12 protein-coding genes are annotated in these 17,552 nt (G+C 68.7%); 3 read left to right on the top strand and 9 right to left on the bottom strand.

The genetic code is table 11. From position 1 onward, the window contains the following. Window positions 1-301: 301 nt before the first annotated feature. A complete protein-coding gene (locus AC08OP_RS04740) occupies window positions 302-859 on the top strand; it encodes a flavoprotein (protein ID WP_476613076.1) in 558 nt (185 codons plus the stop codon). On the opposite strand, the gene AC08OP_RS04745 is transcribed toward AC08OP_RS04740, so the two are convergent. From AC08OP_RS04745 to AC08OP_RS04770, 6 genes are all read right to left on the bottom strand, one after another. After that, window positions 844-1,959: a baeRF2 domain-containing protein gene (locus AC08OP_RS04745; RefSeq protein WP_476613077.1), complete on the bottom strand. Its 1,116-nt coding sequence runs from the start codon at window positions 1,957-1,959 to the stop codon at window positions 844-846. The genes AC08OP_RS04740 and AC08OP_RS04745 overlap by 16 nt on opposite strands. 293 nt (window positions 1,960-2,252) lie before the next feature. Then, window positions 2,253-3,962 (bottom strand): protein kinase domain-containing protein, encoded by a 1,710-nt coding sequence (locus AC08OP_RS04750; RefSeq protein WP_476613078.1) that lies wholly within the window; start codon window positions 3,960-3,962, stop codon window positions 2,253-2,255. A 49-nt stretch (window positions 3,963-4,011) separates the two neighbouring features. Next, on the bottom strand, window positions 4,012-7,125 hold the full coding sequence (locus AC08OP_RS04755) for a type I restriction endonuclease subunit R (protein ID WP_476613079.1): 3,114 nt from the start codon (window positions 7,123-7,125) through the stop codon (window positions 4,012-4,014). Between the two features lie 8 nt (window positions 7,126-7,133). After that, window positions 7,134-8,402, bottom strand: a complete 1,269-nt coding sequence (locus AC08OP_RS04760) for a restriction endonuclease subunit S (RefSeq protein WP_476613080.1) — start codon at window positions 8,400-8,402, stop codon at window positions 7,134-7,136. A 37-nt stretch (window positions 8,403-8,439) separates the two neighbouring features. Further along, window positions 8,440-10,422 (bottom strand): type I restriction-modification system subunit M, encoded by a 1,983-nt coding sequence (locus AC08OP_RS04765; RefSeq protein WP_476613081.1) that lies wholly within the window; start codon window positions 10,420-10,422, stop codon window positions 8,440-8,442. After that, a complete protein-coding gene (locus AC08OP_RS04770; RefSeq protein WP_476613082.1) occupies window positions 10,419-12,185 on the bottom strand; it encodes an HsdM family class I SAM-dependent methyltransferase in 1,767 nt (588 codons plus the stop codon). Before AC08OP_RS04770 ends, AC08OP_RS04765 begins: the two co-directional genes overlap by 4 nt. Before the next feature lie 437 nt (window positions 12,186-12,622). Between AC08OP_RS04770 and AC08OP_RS04775 the strand changes: the two genes are divergently transcribed. Together AC08OP_RS04775 and AC08OP_RS04780 are read left to right on the top strand one after the other, a co-directional pair. Further along, complete coding sequence (locus AC08OP_RS04775) at window positions 12,623-15,061, top strand: AAA family ATPase (RefSeq protein WP_476613083.1); 2,439 nt, start codon at window positions 12,623-12,625, stop codon at window positions 15,059-15,061. 50 nt (window positions 15,062-15,111) lie between these two features. Further along, window positions 15,112-15,525: a hypothetical protein gene (locus tag AC08OP_RS04780; protein WP_476613084.1), complete on the top strand. Its 414-nt coding sequence runs from the start codon at window positions 15,112-15,114 to the stop codon at window positions 15,523-15,525. A gap of 97 nt (window positions 15,526-15,622) precedes the next feature. On the opposite strand, the gene AC08OP_RS04785 is transcribed toward AC08OP_RS04780, so the two are convergent. The 3 genes from AC08OP_RS04785 to AC08OP_RS04795 all read right to left on the bottom strand — a co-directional run. Continuing rightward, on the bottom strand, window positions 15,623-16,504 hold the full coding sequence (locus tag AC08OP_RS04785) for a helix-turn-helix domain-containing protein (RefSeq protein ID WP_476613085.1): 882 nt from the start codon (window positions 16,502-16,504) through the stop codon (window positions 15,623-15,625). Beyond that, on the bottom strand, window positions 16,473-16,562 hold the full coding sequence (locus AC08OP_RS04790) for a hypothetical protein (RefSeq protein ID WP_476613086.1): 90 nt from the start codon (window positions 16,560-16,562) through the stop codon (window positions 16,473-16,475). Before AC08OP_RS04790 ends, AC08OP_RS04785 begins: the two co-directional genes overlap by 32 nt. 133 nt (window positions 16,563-16,695) lie before the next feature. Then, window positions 16,696-17,552, bottom strand: an 857-nt coding sequence (locus tag AC08OP_RS04795) for an aminoacyl--tRNA ligase-related protein (RefSeq protein WP_476613087.1), incomplete at its 5' end; no start/stop codon positions are given.

A 17,552-nucleotide genomic window follows, 5' to 3' on the forward strand; every position in this document is an offset into this window, starting at 1 on the left:
GTGGTAACCCCGTTGAGCACGCAGGACCTGCTGGATGCCGCCCGGCTGGCCCGGCCGACGATCAGTCTTACCGAGCTGGACCGCTTCCGTCGTGACGCGGAGGCCTTCACCCGGATCTGACCTGCCCCGCCCCGGCAGGGACGACCTGCACCGGATCCGGATCCGGATCCGGTGTTGATAACTTTGATTTTTCGGTATAGAAAAGCATTTCCTGACCCGAGGACGAGACGCGGCACGAGAGAGTGCTCGACGAGACGAAAACCGCAGCGATCTTCCAAAACGATCACAATGAGGTTTCGCCATGACCGACGGGAATCGCAATCTCTACGTAGTCGCCTGCGGTGGCGGGTACCCCGCCGGGGACCTTCCCGCCTTCGTCAAGCAGGTGCAGTCCGCCGGCTGGGACGTGCGGGTGGTCGCCACCCCGTCGTCTTTGCAGTTCATCGACGCCGACCTTCTCACCGACCTCACCGGTCACCGGGTGCGGTCCGAGTACGTGCTGGTGGAGGACGACAACGAGGAGCGGCCGGCACCCGACGCCGTCGTCGTCGCACCCGCCACCTTCAACACCGTCAACAAGTTCGCGGCGGGAATCGCCGACACCCTTGCCCTGAGCCTTCTCAACGAGACGATCGGCTCGGGCATCCCCGTCATCATCGCCGTGGCACCGAATCCTACGCACGCCAAGCACCCGGCGTTTGCCGCGAACATCTCGTCCCTGCGGTCGTGGGGGGTCCAGGTGATCTACAATCCGGAGGGAGTCTCGCTGGCGGACATCGACGGCATCGAGGAGTGGAAGGCACTGTTCCCCTGGCAGCAGATCATCGACGCGCTCGACGCAAGTCACGGGGACGGGTAGCGCAGCAGGGCACCGAGACCGTCGGCCGGTGCGCCGGGCAGATCGGCGGGCAGGACCCGCACGGCCGCGCCGGTGCCCCAGGCGGCCCGCACGGCCAGATCCGCCAATCGGCCGGCGGCCGGTGGTGACCCGGCCCGCCCGGCCCGGCGGGCCCGCCGGGCCAGCGCGCCCGGCTCGGTGGCGACGTCCGCGGGCTCCGGCCCGTACCAGGCGGCCCGGTCGTCGCCGGGATCGTCGACGACGAGCAGCGTGCCCACCTGAGCGCGGACGAGCGCGTCGAGCGTCGCGGGCACCCCGTCGACCGCCCGGCCGTGTGCGCGGTCCTCGGCGAAGCGGTCGAGCACGGCGCGGGTCCGGTCGCGAACCTCGGCCTCGACCAGCTCCCGCACCTCCCGGGAATGGAACCGGTCGCTCCGCCCGGGGTGGCGCCCCCCGTGTTCGAGCTGGTGGACCAGCGGGGTCACCCGGGGCGGCAGATGCTTGCGCAGCAGCTGCACGGCCCGGACGTCTCCCGCGAGAACCACCAGCGCGGCGTCCACCCGCTCGGTCAGCTCGGTCACCGCCTCGGCGACCTGCGCGGCGTTGTGATCCCACGAGTCCTCGGCACGATCCTGGTAGCGGCGCTGCGACCAGCCGCCGGGGGCATTGCGCTCGATCTCGTCGTCGGAGCCGACGACCTCACCGGCGAACCGCAGTCCGTCCCCGGCCACCCGCAGGTCGGCGCCCGTCCGGTCGGTGAGCACAACCACGCAGGGCACGCTGCTCTGCCGGTAGGCGAGCATCGGCAACGTACAGGGCAGCGAGCCCCAGACGGCCCGGTCCGCCACCTGCCGTCGCAGCCGATGACACCAGACGACCCTGCCATTCGCGGCGCACACCGCGAGAGCGGCGTTCTGCGGGCCGAGGGACGCCACGACCTCGTCCAACGCGCCCAGCGTCGCGCCATCCGCCCCGTCGGCGGCCAGGCTGTCGCGCAGGCGCCGCCACCGGACCGCCCGATCCGCCGCAATCCCGTCCATCTGATCGGACAGGCCCAGGTACAGCGTCGCGCACGGGCTCGGGACGGCGAACAACTCGTTGATCTCCGCATCTGGGATCACGGCACCGCGGCCTCCTGTTCTCCGCTCCCGCCGGTCGGCGAGCCGATCCTCCAGGGTCCAGGATGGGCACCGACCGGCCCTTCGGCCCGGCCCCTTCGGTCGCTCCCAGCCATACCCATCATCGGCGCGACGGACCGTCGGCCGCCCGCCAGGACTTCATCCGGGCGCGGCCGGTACATGTTGTTGCTGACGGCTCGAATCGGCCCGAGTTCGACTCTTCGCCGGCCTCGACCTGGTCAAGCCGGGCGAAAGCCGCGATTGAGCGCACCGTCAGCCCGGTCCTGTTCACCTGCCTAGTACAGGCCACGCCCGAGCTTATCGATGATCTTGTTCAGGTTCTGGAGTTCGCCTGAAGCGCCGGAGCCGTGGGTCGCCGCCAACGCATGGCGGAGGGCTTTGAAGGCGGCCAAAGCGGCTGCGGTCTGGCCGGTGGCGGCGAGCATGAAGGCGGCAGTGCGGCGCGCTTCCAGGAGGCGAAGGTGTTCTTCCTTCGCGGCGTCGGCGTTGTCGAGGTAGGCGCGGAGGCGGTCGAGGGCCTTCTCGGGGTCGCCGACGCGGGCGTAGGCGAGGCCGGCGTAGTAGGCGCAGCCGAGCACCCACGGGTCGCTGGGTTCGAAGCGGTAGCGCAGGTAGTCGGCGCGGACGGCGTCGTTGAGGGCGGCCGCCCGGGTGAACCTGTCGGCCAGGTAGAGCGTCTCGGCCAAGAAGCGGCGCAGTTCGAGACCGCGGGCGGGATCCTGCGCGCCGGCCGCGACGGCTGCCTCGAGCAGGTCGATGGCCTCCGCCGGCCTGTCTGCGTCGACGAGTGTCGCGACCTTGGCCAGCAGCTCGTCGACCGCCGCGTCGGACAGCTGCGCGGCGGCGGCCAGTCCCGGGCGGTCCAGCTGGATAGCCAGCGGTCCTGCCCCAGGCGGAGTACTGGCCACAGGTTTGCCTATGACGGCTATGCCGGGGCGTGGTGCGGGGACGCCACCGGCCGCCGCGACGGTCTGGCGCGGCACGACGAGCAGCGGGTTCCGGAACGGCCGCGTCGGATCGAGCCCGTCGGCGGAAGGCGTCGCGGGCGGGGCCGCGGCCCACGGGGCGAGGGCGTGGTAGGCATCCACTGCCGTGGGACGGGTCCGGATGTCCTTGGCGAGCATCGCGTTAACGAGCTCGGCCAGCTCGGTGGGCACGTCCGGCCGTAGCGAGGTGACCAGCGGCGGGTTGGCTTTGACGTGCAACTCGCGCAGCGACACACCGCTGCCGGTCACGTAGAAGACCCGGTCGCCGGTGAGGAGACCGAAGAGCAAGCAGCCGAGGGAGTAGATGTCGGACGCGGCCGTGATCACGCTGCCGAGGTGCTGCTCGGGCGACATGTAGTCCGGGGTGCCGATGGTGTGGTCGACCTGGGTGAGCCGGGGCGGGGCGTCGGCGCCGCGCAGGATCGCGATGCCGAAGTCGAGGACCTTCACGAACCCACCGGGCACGAGGATGAGGTTGTCTGGCTTGATGTCGCGGTGGACGACGTCGACTGCGTGGACGCTGGCCAGGACGGCGGCAACCTGGGCGCCGATACCTGCCACGCGGGCGATGCCCAGCGGCGCGTTGTCGTAGTCGGTGTCATCGATGAGCTGCTGCCCGGTCGATCCGCGCAGCAGCTGCATGACGAGCCACACCCGGCGGCTGCCGTCGGGGAAGGTGTGGACGCCCGTGTCGAAGACCGCGGGGATGCCCGGATGCTCCAGGCTGGCGGTGGTGCGGATCTCCCGGAGGAACCGCTTCTCGTTGATCGCCTGCTGTTCCTCGAACGCGATCCGCTCCAGGCTGCCCGGCTGGCCGGGCGCGTTGCCTGGCGGCCGGAGCAGCTTGATGGCGACCGGGCGGTCGAGGCGCTCGTCGTAGCCGTAGGACACCTCGGACATGCCGCCGCTGCCGAGCAGCCCGTCGATCCGATACCGGCCGGCGAGCCGGATCCGGTCGTCCAACGGGTCGCTGGTGGTAGTCGTGTACGGGTCAGTCACGCATTCCCCCGTGCTGTTTTCTCCCGGTGCGGTTCGTGGTCCGAGTGCTTCAGGTGGTCTCGCGGAGCATTTCGGCGCGGAGGCGGGCCAGGGCCTCGTCGCGGGCCGGGTCGGTGATGATCCGATAGGCGCGCTTGCGGGTGGCCTCCTTGACGGCCTGCTGGAAGTCCTGGTTGTCGAAGTAGAGCTTCATGAAGTCCTCGTTCTTCGCGGCGTTCTCCGCGACGATGCCGTCGAGCCGGCCGTCGGCGACCTGGCCGAAGCGCGCCTCGTCGTTCATCAGCGCGACCTGCTGCATCCGGGTGTCCTCGACCAGGCTTGCGACCTGCTGGTAGAGCAGGATCTGGTCGGAGGTCCCCAGGTTCAGGCCGAACCGCTCGTTGAGAGCGTTGATGACGTCGGCGAGCCGGACCAGCTCCGGTTCGGCGTAGCCGCCGCCGTCGGCCGCGTGGCCGCGGACGACCTGCTCGCCGGCCGGCGAGAGCGACACGTCGTGGTGACCGGTGAACTCGAGCCGGTAGTGGGACAGGTCCGCGTCGCCGATGTCAACGGCGACGGCCTCCCGGCCGGGCAGGCGGCGCAGCAGGATCCGGCCGTACTGGTAGAGCCGTTCGAGCGTCGGATCGCCCCAGTCGATGACCTGCGCGAGCAGGCTGTAGGCCCGGCAGTACTTCTGCAGCGCGTCGCGGAACTCCTCCCGCTCCGCCACGGTCGGCAGCGCCTTGAACCGGTCGGTCGCGGGATCGAGCAGGCGGTGCAGCTCGGCGTGCAGCTTCTTCTCAGCGGCATTGGGCATCCGGTCCGGGCCGGCCGACCCGAGCACCCGCATGAACGCCTCCATCTCGGAGACGTCCAGAACCTGGAAGCCCATCACCTCCTGCTGCTTCCTGTAGAGCAGGTTCGCGTCGGGCTGCTCGGTGAGCGTGATCTCATACCACGGCTTGAACGACGCCTGGATGTCCTCTGCCGCGTTCACGAAGTCGACGATCCGGACGTCGTCCTGGGACTTCAACGGGTGGGTCCGATTCAGCCGGGAGAGGGCCTGGACCGCGGCGACGCCGGTCAGAGGCTTGTCGACGTACATCGCGCACAGCAGCGGCTGGTCGAAGCCGGTCTGGTACTTGTCCGCGACAACGAGGACCCGGTACTCCTCCTGGTTGCGCGCCGCCGCGTCCTTGTCGTCGGCCTTTGTGTAGGCGAACCGGTCCGGGAGCTGACTCTCCGGGAAGCCGTTGATCTTCGACTCGGTGAAATCGTGGCCGCTCTCCTCATCGGTCAGCGAACCGGAGAACGCCACCAGCGGGCGGCAGTTCGCGAGGCCCTTGTCGTCGACGTACCGGCGGATCGCCTGGTACAGGTTGAGCGCCTGCTGCCGGCTGTCGGTGACGACCATCGCCTTCGCCCGACCGCCAAGCCGGCCGGCGATGTTCGTCTGGAAGTCCTCGACGATCAGCTTCGCCTTCTGCGCCGCCGATTCCGGATGCGCCTCGACGAGCTGGACGAGCTTGCGCCGCGCCTTCTTCTTCTCGACCTCAGGGTTGGAGATCTCCGAGTCCTGCTGCTCGACGGCGGCGCTGGACAGGCGCCACATCGCGTCGTAGGTCAGGTAGTTCGCCAGGACGTCAAGGATGTAGCCCTCCTCGATCGCCTGCTGCATCGAGTACACGTGGAACGGTGCGAGCAGCGGCTCGCCGTCCTTGCCCAGGCGGTCCGGGTCGGGGTTGCCGAAGAGCTTCAGCGTCGCCGACGTCGGGGTGGCGGTGAAGGCGAAGTACGACAGGTTCGGCTGCTTGCCGCGGACCCGGGTCAGGTAGGTCGCATCGTCCTCGTCGGGCTCCCGTTCCGACTTCGAGCCGATCGCCTGTTTGAGCTTCGTGGCCTGCTCACCGGTCTGCGACGTGTGCGCCTCGTCAATGATCACCGCATAGCGCTTCGAGCCCAGGCCCTTGCCCGCGACCTTGTCGAGGATGAACGGGTATTTTTCCAACGTCGAGATGATGATCTGCGACGTCGAGTCCGTCAACGCGACCGCGAGCTGGCCAGAGTCCTCGTCGACCTTCTTGACGACCCCTGGGGTGTGGTCGAACTGGTAGATCGTGTCCTGGAGCTGCCGGTCGAGCACGACCCGGTCGGTGATGACGACGACCTTGTCGAACACCTTCCGGTTGTTCGCGTCGAACAGGGTCGACAGGCGGTGCGCCAGCCAGGCGATCGTGTTCGACTTGCCCGAGCCGGCCGAGTGCTGCACCAGGTAGTTCTGGCCGGCGCCGTGCTCCCGGGCGTGGCGGACCATCTTCTGGACGGCGTGCCACTGGTGGTAGCGCGGGAAGATCCGGCCCAGCTCGTGAACGCTCTGCTTCGAGCCCTTCTTCTGGTCCTTCGCGTCGACGTGCACGAACCGCTGCAGCATCTCCAGCCAGTTGTGCCGGCTCCAGATCTCCTCCCACAGGTAGGCGACCCGATAGGAGCTCTCCTTGGCCTCCGGGTTGCCGGCGGCCCCCGACTCGCCCGGCCCGTTCGTGCCCAGGTTGAACGGCAGGAACCGGGCGTCGGGGCCCGTCAGTCGGGTTGCGACGAACGCCTTGTCCGGGTCGACGGCGAAGTGCACCAGGGCGCGCTTCGCGAAGAACAGCTCCTTCGGGTCCCGCTCCCGGTACTGCGCGACCGCGTCCTCGGCCGACTGCCCGGTCATCCCGTTCTTCAGCTCGACAGACGCCACCGGCAGCCCGTTCACGAACAACGCCAGGTCGACGGACTCCTTCGGCTTCCTCGCGCTGAAACGAAGCTGCCGGGCGACGGTCAGAACGTTGGCGTCGTACTCCTTGAGCGCGTCGGCAGCCAGCGTGTGCCCGGGCCGGAAGTACGCCAACTCGATCTGCACACCACGGTCCCGCACCCCCTGCCGCAGGACGTCCAGCACCCCACGCTCGTCGATCTGCGCCGCCACCCGCTGGCAGAACTGCCGATACGCAAGCTCCTTGCCACCGTAAAGCTCGACGAGCCGATCCCAGCTCTTCTGCTGCGTCGCCCCGATGAACCGAACCAGCTCAGCAGTGTCCAGCCCCAATTCGGCATCGAACCCGAGCGTAGGCTGCCCCGCCTCCCAGCCATGGCCACGCAGTTCCTGCTCGACCCGATCCTCAAAGGCGTGCTCCGTGTGCACCCCCGGCATCATGCGGCTCCCCCCAGCCCACGCGCGGTCGTGACATCGATCTGCCCGGTCACGGCGGCCGTGATCAGTGCCTGGCGCCGTTCGGCAAGAGCGGCTATTTGGTTGGAGAGCCGCACGTCCAACTCGACCACCGCCTTGAGCCGACTGTCAATCTTCTTGACAAGCTCACGTTGCGTCGACAGGTCCGACAGCGGCACACGGAAGTCGCGGATCTTGCTGCTGCTAGTTGATGCGAGGTTCGTTGTTTTGTTGCCAGTGCTTTCGAAATATCGTCGCGCTCGTGATGTCCGGGTGAGTAACGCCAGATACTCGGGATCTATTGCACGAAGGTCCGGCCGCACGGCGAAGACGTGATTCTGATGTAGGCACTCTGGAATCTCTCCGTGCCAGACGGTTCCGCGACCGAGTTTGTCGAGGTCGCCACCCTCCGTCATCAGAACATCCCCGATCCGCAGGCACGAGGTGGCCGCGGTCCTGCGCGATACTGTGATCTCGGCAACCTCATTAAGATCGACATGGCTAACCTGGACATTGGCGACCCGCAAGTAAGGCAGCGTGACGGCGTCGCCGTCGTTCTGGCGTCCGCTGTCGACTGTCACGCCGGTCTGGATGAAGGCCAGGTACCCAAGGCGGACAGTCGGGATGCAGCCTAGACGATCGATAGAATCGTCGATCAAACTCAGAGTCAATTCGTCAAGCAGTTCCCGCTGTCGAAGCCGCTGTGAGACGAGCCGATCGATGCGGGCGGTCTCGGCGTCGAGGAAGTCGGCGATGCGGCGCTGCTCATCGATAGGGGGGCGCACCCAAGGGGCGGCTGCAAGTTCTTCGCGGTTGACCTTTGGCATCTTCACGCGATCAGACATCAAGGTTGTGTATGCGAGAAACGGGCGAGCAAGCATCCAGTACATAAGGAAGCGGGTGTCTACGACACCGCGACGTCCAGAGATTGCATACATGTCTGCGCTGCAAAGACATTCCATCGGTGCGACGGTGACCTTGTTAAGCGCGGGTCGAATCTTGGAGTAGAGCACCTGACCGGCCCGTGCGACATATTTACCGCTGTCCGCACCTTGCTCTCGCGCTGTTTCAAGACCGAGTATCTTGCCGGTGCCACTTTCAATGTGGTTGGGTGCGATAAGTACCGCGGAAGACCAAGGGTCGTCGGTCGGATCAACCTGCCCACCACTAATCACGACGTCGTGACCGAGGCGCGTCCGGACCCAATTCCTAGGAATCTGCTCCATCGGCGGAACAGGAAAATTTGTCACTTCTTGACCCCTCGCACCGTTGGCCGGAAAATTGCCATCACGCCGTCACCTCGCCGAGGAGCTTCTGAATCTGCGCCTCCAGGTCCTTGAGTTCGGCGTCAATCTCCGCGAGGGGCCTTGGGGGTGTGTAGACGTAGAAGTGGCGGGTGAAGGGGATCTCGTAGCCGGTCTTGGTCTTGTCCTCGTCGATCCAGGCGTCGGGAACGTGCGGGGTGACCTCGCGGGCGAAGTAGGTGTGGATGTCCTCGTCGAGCGGGACGTTCTCGAAGTCGCGCAGGTCCGGGTCCGGGATCGGCTTGCCCTTGGAGAGCTGGACCTCGCCCGCCGGGTCGGAGACGGCGACGGCGTTCCAGAAGGCCTTCAGGTGCGCAGCGGTGCCGGGCAGGCTCGCGCCCCCGGCCATCGCGGCGCCCAGCAGCCCGGCCGTGGCCTCGTCCTTGGTCCACCAGACCGAGCCGATCGCGCCGCGCAGAGCCTCGACCAGCTTCTCCCGGCCGTCCCACTTGGCGAGCGCCTTCGCTTCGGTCAGGGCAAGCAGAGTGTCTTCGGTGACCTCGAAGCGCTGCTTGAGCGGCCGTTCGACCGTGATCCGGCGGTAGCCGAAGTCCCTCGTCGAGAAGATCTTCACCTTGCCGTGCTCCGCGTGCTCGGCGTTGCCCGCGACGTCCAGTGCCTGGGCGTAGAGCTTCGTGATGTGCTTGATCTGCTCGTCGCTGATGAGCTTGCGCTTGTCGCCGAGAGACTTGCGCATCTTCTCCCACCGGTCGCGGGCGTCGAGCAGGATGACCTTCCCGGCGAGCTTCGCCGGCTTGCGGTTCGAGAGGATCCAGAAGTAGGTGGAGATCCCGGTGTTGTAGAAGAGCTGGTCGGGCAGGGCGACGATGCCTTCGAGCCAGTCGTTTTCCAGGATCCAGCGCCGGATGTTCGACTCGCCGGACTCCGCGGCGCCGGTGAACAGCGGCGAGCCGTTGAAGACGATCGCGAGCCGGGCCCCCTTGCCCTCGACCCGCTCCATCTTCGAGATCATGTGCTGCAGGAAGAGGAACGACCCGTCGTTGATCCTCGGCAGGCCGGCGCCGAAGCGGCCCGCATAGCCGAGCTTGGCCTCCTGGTCGACGTCGTCCTTGACCTTCTTCCACTCCACCCCGAACGGCGGGTTGGCGAGCATGTAGTCGAACCGGCGCCCGGCGAACTGGTCCTGGCTGAACGAGTTGCCGAGCTTGACGTCGCCCTGCTGGTCGCGCAGCAGCATCTCCGACTGACAGATCGCCCACGACTCGGGGTTGAGCTCCTGGCCGTAGAGGAAGACCTGCGCGCCGGGGTTGAGGGACTTCAGGTGGTCCTCGGCCATGGTCAGCATGCCGCCGGTCCCGCAGGCCGGGTCGTAGACGTTGATCACCTGGCCTGGCCCCTGGACCGTGTCGGCGTCCGGAGCAACCAGCAGGTTGACCATGAGCTTGATGACTTCACGAGGTGTGAAGTGCTCACCGGCGGTCTCGTTCGAGTCCTCCGCGAACTTGCGGATCAGATGCTCGAACACGTAGCCCATGTCGTGGGGCTCGAGCTGGTCGAGATCGTGCATCGTCGCGAACTTCCCGACCACGAGGTAGAGCAGCTTCGCGCTGGCCAGCCGGCCGATCGTCTCGTCGAACCGGAAGCGTTCCAGCACCTCGCGGACGTTCGGCGAGAAGCCGTTGACGTAGTCTCGCAGGTTCTTCGCGACCACCGACTGGTTCGTCGCGTCGGAGGCGATCGTGGCGAAGTTCTGCTGGGAGACGTTGTAGAACGGCCGGCCGGCCGCGATCTCCAGCAGCCGCTGCTTGTTCGTGATGGTCAGCGATGCGTCCCTGTCACGCACCGCCTGCCGGGTGTCGGCCATGACCGCGTCGAGGCGCCGCATCAGCGTGAACGGGAGGATCACGCCGCCGTACTCGTGGCGCCGGTAGTCGCCACGCAGCAGGTCGGCCACCGCCCAGATGTCGGCGGCCATTTTCGAGTGGCTGGGCCCCGGGGAAGTCACAGGTTCTCCTCGTGCGTCGGCGTCGTCGGGGGAAGCCGGTCGGGGGTCAGAGTCCCGGCCGTCAGCCCGTGCAGGGTCTGGTCGATCACGGTGGTACTAAGCCTGGCGAGCGTCGTCAGCGCCTCGCGCAGTTCGGATAGTCGCCGGAATTCGGCGCCGTAAGGGCGCTGCTCGGCGATCGAGAGCCGTGGGATCCGGCAGCGCCGCAGGTCCTCGCGGCCGAGCACGCCGATCGTCCTGGGGATCGGCACGGCCTCGGCCTCGGGCCGCAGGAACGTCGCCACGAAGTCGGGGTCGAGCCGGGCCAGGTCCAGTTCGATGACGTGGGTCGTCATCGAACCGGTCCGTTCCTCGCCGGTCGCCGCGATGACGCCCGGAGCCCGCGGCCAGACGAGGACGTCGCCGGTGCGCGGCGTCGTGCCCCGCGGCCTGATCTTCAGGGCGCCCACGCGTTCGAGCTCCGCGAGCGTCACGTAGGCAAAGTCGTCCCGTGCGCGGGCCGCCGCGTACCGCGGCAGCCCGGCGCCGAGCCGAGCGTAGATCGCTTCAAGCTGTCCGATGAGCCGCGCGATGTCGTCGGCGCTGGCCTCCGCCTCGGTGGTCACGTACCGGGAGGGCAGGACATTGGCCTCGCCGTCCTGGAGCAGCCGCGCCCGGGTCACCGCGCGAGCCGGTACCGGGCCGGGCCGCCGCCGCCCCGCGCCGCCCGGCGCCGCCGCGGCCAGGTCGAACAGCTGCCGCCACTCACCGAACTGTTGCGGTACCGCCGCCATGTCGGCGGAGGAGAAGTCGACCAGGACGACCGGCTCATCGTCTTCCTCGCCGCGCGGGCGGCGCAGCACCCAGAGACAGGCCTCGCCGGCCACGGTGCTCATCTCGGCCGGTAGCGCGATCACCGCGCGCAGCGCGCCCTGGCCGATCATCAGCTTCCGGATCGCCTGCCCGGACGGCGAGACACAGGCACGCGGCGAGACGGCGACGACGGCAGTGCCATGCGGGCGCAGGTGGGCGTAGCAGTGCTGCACCCAGGCCAGCTCGCCGTCGCGGGGCTCCGGACGGCCGAACTCCCAGCGGCGATCGGTCGCCAGCTCGTCCGCGGGCCAGCCCGGCCGGTCGAACGGCGGCTCGCACACCACCGCCACCGCCTTGCCGAGCAGCTCGGTGAACCGGTTGCCGCGCAGCGAGTCGCCGAGGCGGACGTCGTACGGGCCGGCGAGCGGATGGCCACGCAGACCGAGCGTGGCGGTCTGCGTCAGCCGCTCGTCGATGTCCTGGCCGAACAGGCGAACCTGGTTCTCGAACCGGTCCGCGGCCGCCAGCAGAAGGGCGCCGTCGCCGCAGGCCGGGTCGAAGACGACCGGCAGATCGTCGGCGGTGGCGAAGAGATCGTCGCCACCCGCGCTGGCGGCGGTCGTCGGTGGCAGTAGCGAGACGAGGACTCGGGCCAGCCGCTGCTCGGCCTCGACGTTCCGCTTAGCCTGCTCGACGGACTCGTCACGGGTCGTCCAGCCACCGGTCGGGCCGTCGAGAGCCTGCGTTCCGGTCTCCGTTCGACCGGCCTTCGCGAGCTGCTCCGCGCGGCCGGACCGTTCTAGCCAGTCCGCGACAGCGGCCCAGAGAAACGTCGGGTTGGTGTCGCTGCCTCCGACGGGCCGGGGGAAGTCGTCGTAGCGCCGGCGCCAGTTCGACACGGCGGCGCGGCCGACGCCGATCCGCCGCGCGATGGCGGCGGCCGTCAGCTCTTCCTGCCCGTCGAACTCCACAGGCCGGACCCTACAGGCTTGATCGCCCCCTAAGCAAGCACTGTAAACGCCTTGAGTTCGAGTACACAAAATTACTGTTCACGCTTGACGAGCGAGCCGGCGTGGCCCTAAGCTCCTGACTTGTCGCGGATCAGCCGCGATGCGCACAGGCCAGGTCCCGGCGCCGTCGCCCTCCGGACACGGAGGGCGACGGCGCCGCTCGGCCCTTGGCCGGTTGCGCCTTCGGCGGTGCCGCCGCCGTTCCTCGTGGGGCGCCTCTTCTTTCAGTGTCCGATGCGCCCCTTGCCATCTCTCAGGCGGCCTCGCCATGCCCGGCGCGGCCGCGTGTTCACAGCACGCTGTCCGGCCACCGCCGGCAGGAGAGCCATGGAACCGCACACCTGCCGCACCTGAACGACCTGACACCGCGAACACTCACCGGGAATCTTGGGGGAACGATGACCGAGACGGATCTGCCAACGCAGGAAGTCATGGCGACGCCGATCGCCGAGCTGGCAGCGGCGCGGCTGGCCGCGGCGGCGCTGCCCGAGTCGGCGAAGGCCGCGCTACGGGAGGCGTTTGGCGCGGTGGAGACACCGGCAGCCAGCGCGCTGGGTCGGATCTACCTAGAATCGATCACCGTCACCGGCTACCGCGGCATCGGCGCTCCCGCCCGGCTGTCGCTGTCCGCTAACCCGGGCGTGACGCTGGTGGTCGGGCGCAACGGTTCCGGGAAGTCGAGCCTGGCCGAGGGCGCCGAGACTGCCTTCCTCGGCACGAACACCCGCTGGGAACGGCAGGACGACTCCCGTCGTGGCGCCTGGCGCAACCGGCACGACCTCACCCGCCGGCCCCGGATCGACATGGCGCTCGCGGTCGGCGGCGGCCGGGCGACACTGACCCGCACCTGGCCGGGCGACGACTTCACGAACTCCGAGGGCGTGTTCCAGCGCCATGGCCACCCGGCCGTGCCCGCCGATCAGGCCGGCTGGGCGCGGGCCGCGGCCGAGTACCGTCCCTTCCTCTCCTATGCCGATCTGGGTCAACTGATCGACGACAAGGCGGTCCGGCAGTACGACGTCGTCGACAAGATCCTCGGTCTCGGCTACCTGACCGCCGTCGACAGCCGGCTCAAGGAGGAGCAGAGCCAGCACAACACAGCGGCCAAGGGCGTCGACAACGGGCTGGTCACGCTCACCGCCGCGCTCGATGACCTGCTCCGCGACCTGCCAGAGGAAGCCCGCGCCCGCGCCGCGCTGGTCGCTTTGGGCACGAAGAAGACCGGTCCCGATCTCGCGGCGCTCGACCGGATGTTGGCGAACCTGCCCTCGGCCGAGGATAGTGATCTCGCCGAGCTGCGCCAGCTCGCCGACCTTCAAAGCCCCGACCTCGACCTGGTCGACAAGGCGGTGAAGCGGCTGCGCGACGCCCTCGCCGCCGCCACGGCCATCACAGGCACGAACGCCGAGGACGCCTCGCTGCGCGCCGATCTGCTCGCCCGGGCACTACAGCACCGCGACCGGCACTCCGGCATCGAGACGTGCCCGGTCTGCGGCACCGAGCAAGTCCTCGACGACGCCTGGGCGGAGCGAGCGGCCGCGCAGGTCACCGCGCTGCGCGACGAGGGCCGGGCGGTCGCGGACGCGAACGCTCAGCTGCGGCTGGCCGAGACCGGGCTGAAGGCGCTCATCGTCTGGCCACCCGCGGTCCCGCCCGCGCTCGCCGCGGTGTGGCAGGCGTGGGAGGCGTGCCGCTCGCGCACGGACCTGGCCACACTGGCCGGCGAGGCCCTCGGCAAGGCACAGACGCTGGCCGACGCGTGTGCCAATGCCCGCGCACAAGCCAGGGTCCTGCTAGCGGAGCGCGACGATCGGTGGCGTCCCCTCTTCGCCAGCCTGCAGATCTGGACCGAGCAGGCCCGCGCCGTGGACACGGCCAAGGCACGCAGGAGCGGCCTGAAGAAGGCCCGCCAGTGGCTCGACACGCTCATCAAGGACCTGCGCCGGGAACGGCTGGCCACCTTCGAGACCCAGGCGCAGGAGATCTGGGAGGCGCTGCGGCACGAGAGCAGCGTCAGCCTCAAGAAGGTCGACCTGGACGGCAAGGAGACCTCGACGCTGCGCCGGCTGATCCTCGACGTCTCCGTCGACGACGCGGACGCCTCGGCGCTCGCCGTGATGAGCCAGGGCGAACTGCACTCGCTCGCGCTGGCATTGTTCCTGCCGAGGGCCCGCACCGCCGACAGCCCGTTCGGCTTCCTTCTTATCGACGACCCGGTGCAGTCCATGGACCCCGCCAAAGTCAACGGACTCGCCCAGGTTCTCTCTGAGCTGAGCAGGCAGCGGCAGATCGTCGTCTTCACCCACGACACCCGCCTCCAGCGGGCGTTCAGCAGCCAAGGCCTCCCCGTCACGATCCGCAGGGTCGAGCGCGGGAAGGCATCGAAGATCGAGATCGAGAACGCGCTCGACCCGGTCAGGCAGGCGCTCAAGGAGGCCCGCGGCTTCGCGCAGGCCAGCAAGAAGCTGCCGGCGGCGGCGCGGACCCACGTCCTGCCCAGCCTCTGCCGGATCGCCCTGGAGAACGCCTTCACCGAGGCCGCCTGGATCCGCCACCACCAGGCCGGCGGGGCCGAACCCGTCTTCGACGCCGCCCTCTCCGACGCGGAGATGCTCACGAAGGTCGCCGCCCTCGCCTTCTTCGGAGACGCCGAGAAGTCCAAGGACGTCTACGACGAGCTCGACCGTCGGTGCGGCCGCTGGGCGGTCGACATCCTCAAGAAGTGCCAGAAGGGCGCCCACCCCGACGGCGCCCAGATTGACGACCCGCATCGCTTCGTCGACCTCGTCGAGCGCATCGCCGGCACGGTCCGCGGGCCGAGCCTCGTCACCGCCTGATCCGCTCGGTTACAGCTGATCCCTGTCTCGCCTCCGACCGGGAGAAACCAGTGAGCACGCCACCTGCCGGCACGACCGGCGCCACGATCAACGAACTGCTCCAGACCGCCGACCTGCTACTCGCCGACCGCCTCAAGGCGACGCTCGCCGCCCGCCACCGCGGCGCCGCGCTCGTCCTACGCACCGCCCTGGAGATCGCCATCGACGCGGCGCTCGCCGCCGCTGAGCCGGGCCTGTCCACCCCGAACATGACCGCCAAGCTCCACTGCCTGCGCCACTACAGCACCCCCGCCGCCGCCGGACGGGCCCGCCGGACCTGGTCCCACCTCTGCGTCGCCTGCCACTACCACCAGTACGAAATCGGCCCCACCAAGTCGCAGGTCCAGGCATGGCACGCCGAGGTCTCCACTCTGGCCGCGTTACTCGGCCGTCACGACGCGGTCGCCGGTTGGGTGTGGCGGTAACTGGCCTGGGTCAGAGCGTAAGGGGAGCAGGACGATTCTGATCAGAAAGTTTCTTGAGATTTCTGGAACTGGTGTGGTCCTCGATTGGCCCGCGAAACTACGAGCCATCCTCAGGGGCTTCCGGCGCAAGATCGCCCACGACTTGGTTGATGATCGCCCGCGCCGAGCGGCCGTAGCTGGCGACGGCAGCGAGCTCGTCAAAGGCGCCCGCGTACAGTTCGATCTCCTGCGGCTGCCGCAGATCGAGGGCCACGCTGAAGGTCTCGATCAGGACCCGTTCGGTGTCGTACATCCAGAAGCCATGCCATGGCGACGTGTCGTACTGCGTTTCAAAGCCGATGATCCCCAACCGGACGTTGGGTAGTTGGGAGAACGAGATCAAGCGGTCAAGCTGCCCGAGCATGACGTCTGAGGGGCACAGCCGAAAGCTGAGCGCGGCTTCGGTCAGCACGAAGTGGAACCGCTTATCGGGGCGATACAAAATCTCTTGTCGCCGGACCCGGGTGGCCACGGCTTCGTTGATGTCGTTCGGCAGCTTCAGCCGGCGGATACCCTCGGCGAACCGTGCCCGCGCATACTCGGCGGTCTGGAGCAGACCGGGGATCACCGTGGCCTCGAACACCCGGAAGAGTCGGGTCCGCTCGTCCCACTCGATCAGCTCTTGTTGCCGCGGCTTCAGACCAGTCCGCAGGATGCGCTGCCACTCAGCGTGTTGAACTTCGAGGGTGTGCAGGGTGGCGAGCAGGGCTTCGGTTTCCGCCTGGCTGCCGGTTGCTCCCGTCCAGCCCCTGATGTCGTCGTCTGTGGGAGTCTGCCGGCCGTTCTCCAGCTTGGACACCTTCGACGGCGGCCATGACAAAGACTCCGCGAGCTGCCGGCCGCTCAGGGCGGCTGACGTGCGAAGCTCGCGGAGTCGCTTGCCGAGCGCGTTACGCGCCTCGTGGACGTTAGACGCGCCGGAGGTGCTGTTCGGTGGCAAAATCGTCCCGTCTTACAGCGTGGTGCCAGGCGGCATCGCGCCAGTAGTTGTGTTGCACGACCTCAGCCGGGTCCTCGACGGCTTCAGCCCTGGGTACGTCGACGCATGTCTATTGAGAACACCCGCGGGTCGGGCGCTCCCCCGCGCGTCGAGGCCAACCGGCGGGCAGCGGGCGGGCCACCGGATGCCGGCTACGGGCGGACACCGGCCTCCCGCGGATCGGTCCATAGATCGGTGCCGTGCGCGCTTGCCAGGAGGTCGATGCCGGCCAGGACTTCCGCGGCGGGCCGGGCCTCCAGGCGGCGCCCGTCCCGCAACCGCAGGGAGACCCGCTCATCGGCTGCCTCCCGGGCACCGATGATCGCCTGGTAGGGCACCAGACGAGCGGCCCGGACCCGCGCGCCCAGGGTGCCGCGCTCCGGACCGGCGACCTCGGCCCGCAGTCCCCGGTCGGCCGCCTGCCGGACCAGCGCGAGGGCGTGGGATACCTCGGCGTCGGAGATCGGAAGGACCACCAGCTGGACGGGCGCAAGCCATGGTGGAAAGGCACCGCCGTGCGACTCGATGAGGTGGGCCACGGCCCGCTCCACGCTGCCGATGACGCTGCGGTGGACCATGACCGGCCGGCGCATCGCGCCGTCCGGGCCCGCGTAGTGCAGATCGAACCGTTCTGGCTGATGGAAGTCGATCTGCACGGTGGACAGGGTGGCTTCACGGCCGGCACTGTCGACGATCTGCACGTCGATCTTCGGGCCGTAGAAGGCCGCTTCCCCCTCCACGGCCTCGTAGGCCACCCCCGCGGCGTCGAGGACCTCGGTCAGCAGGGCGGCGGACCGCCGCCACCTGCCGGGGTCGGCGACGTACTTCCCGCCCGGCCCCGGCAGGGAGAGCCGGTAGCGGGCCGGGCTGACACCCAACGCGCCGTAGGCCTCGCGGATCAGCTCCAGCGCCGCGCGCGCCTCGTCGGCGACCTGCTCCGGAGCGCAGAAGATGTGCGCGTCGTTCAGCTGGATCGCCCGCACCCGGGTCAGCCCGCCCAGTACCCCCG

The organism is Frankia sp. CeRuru1 (genome assembly GCF_977966315.1).

What these genes read in the sequence shown, in the direction of transcription:
- AC08OP_RS04740 (WP_476613076.1), top strand. Translation starts at nt 302, where the DNA reads ATGACCGACGGGAATCGCAATCTCTACGTAGTCGCCTGCGGTGGCGGG.
- AC08OP_RS04775 (WP_476613083.1), top strand. Translation starts at nt 12,623, where the DNA reads ATGACCGAGACGGATCTGCCAACGCAGGAAGTCATGGCGACGCCGATC.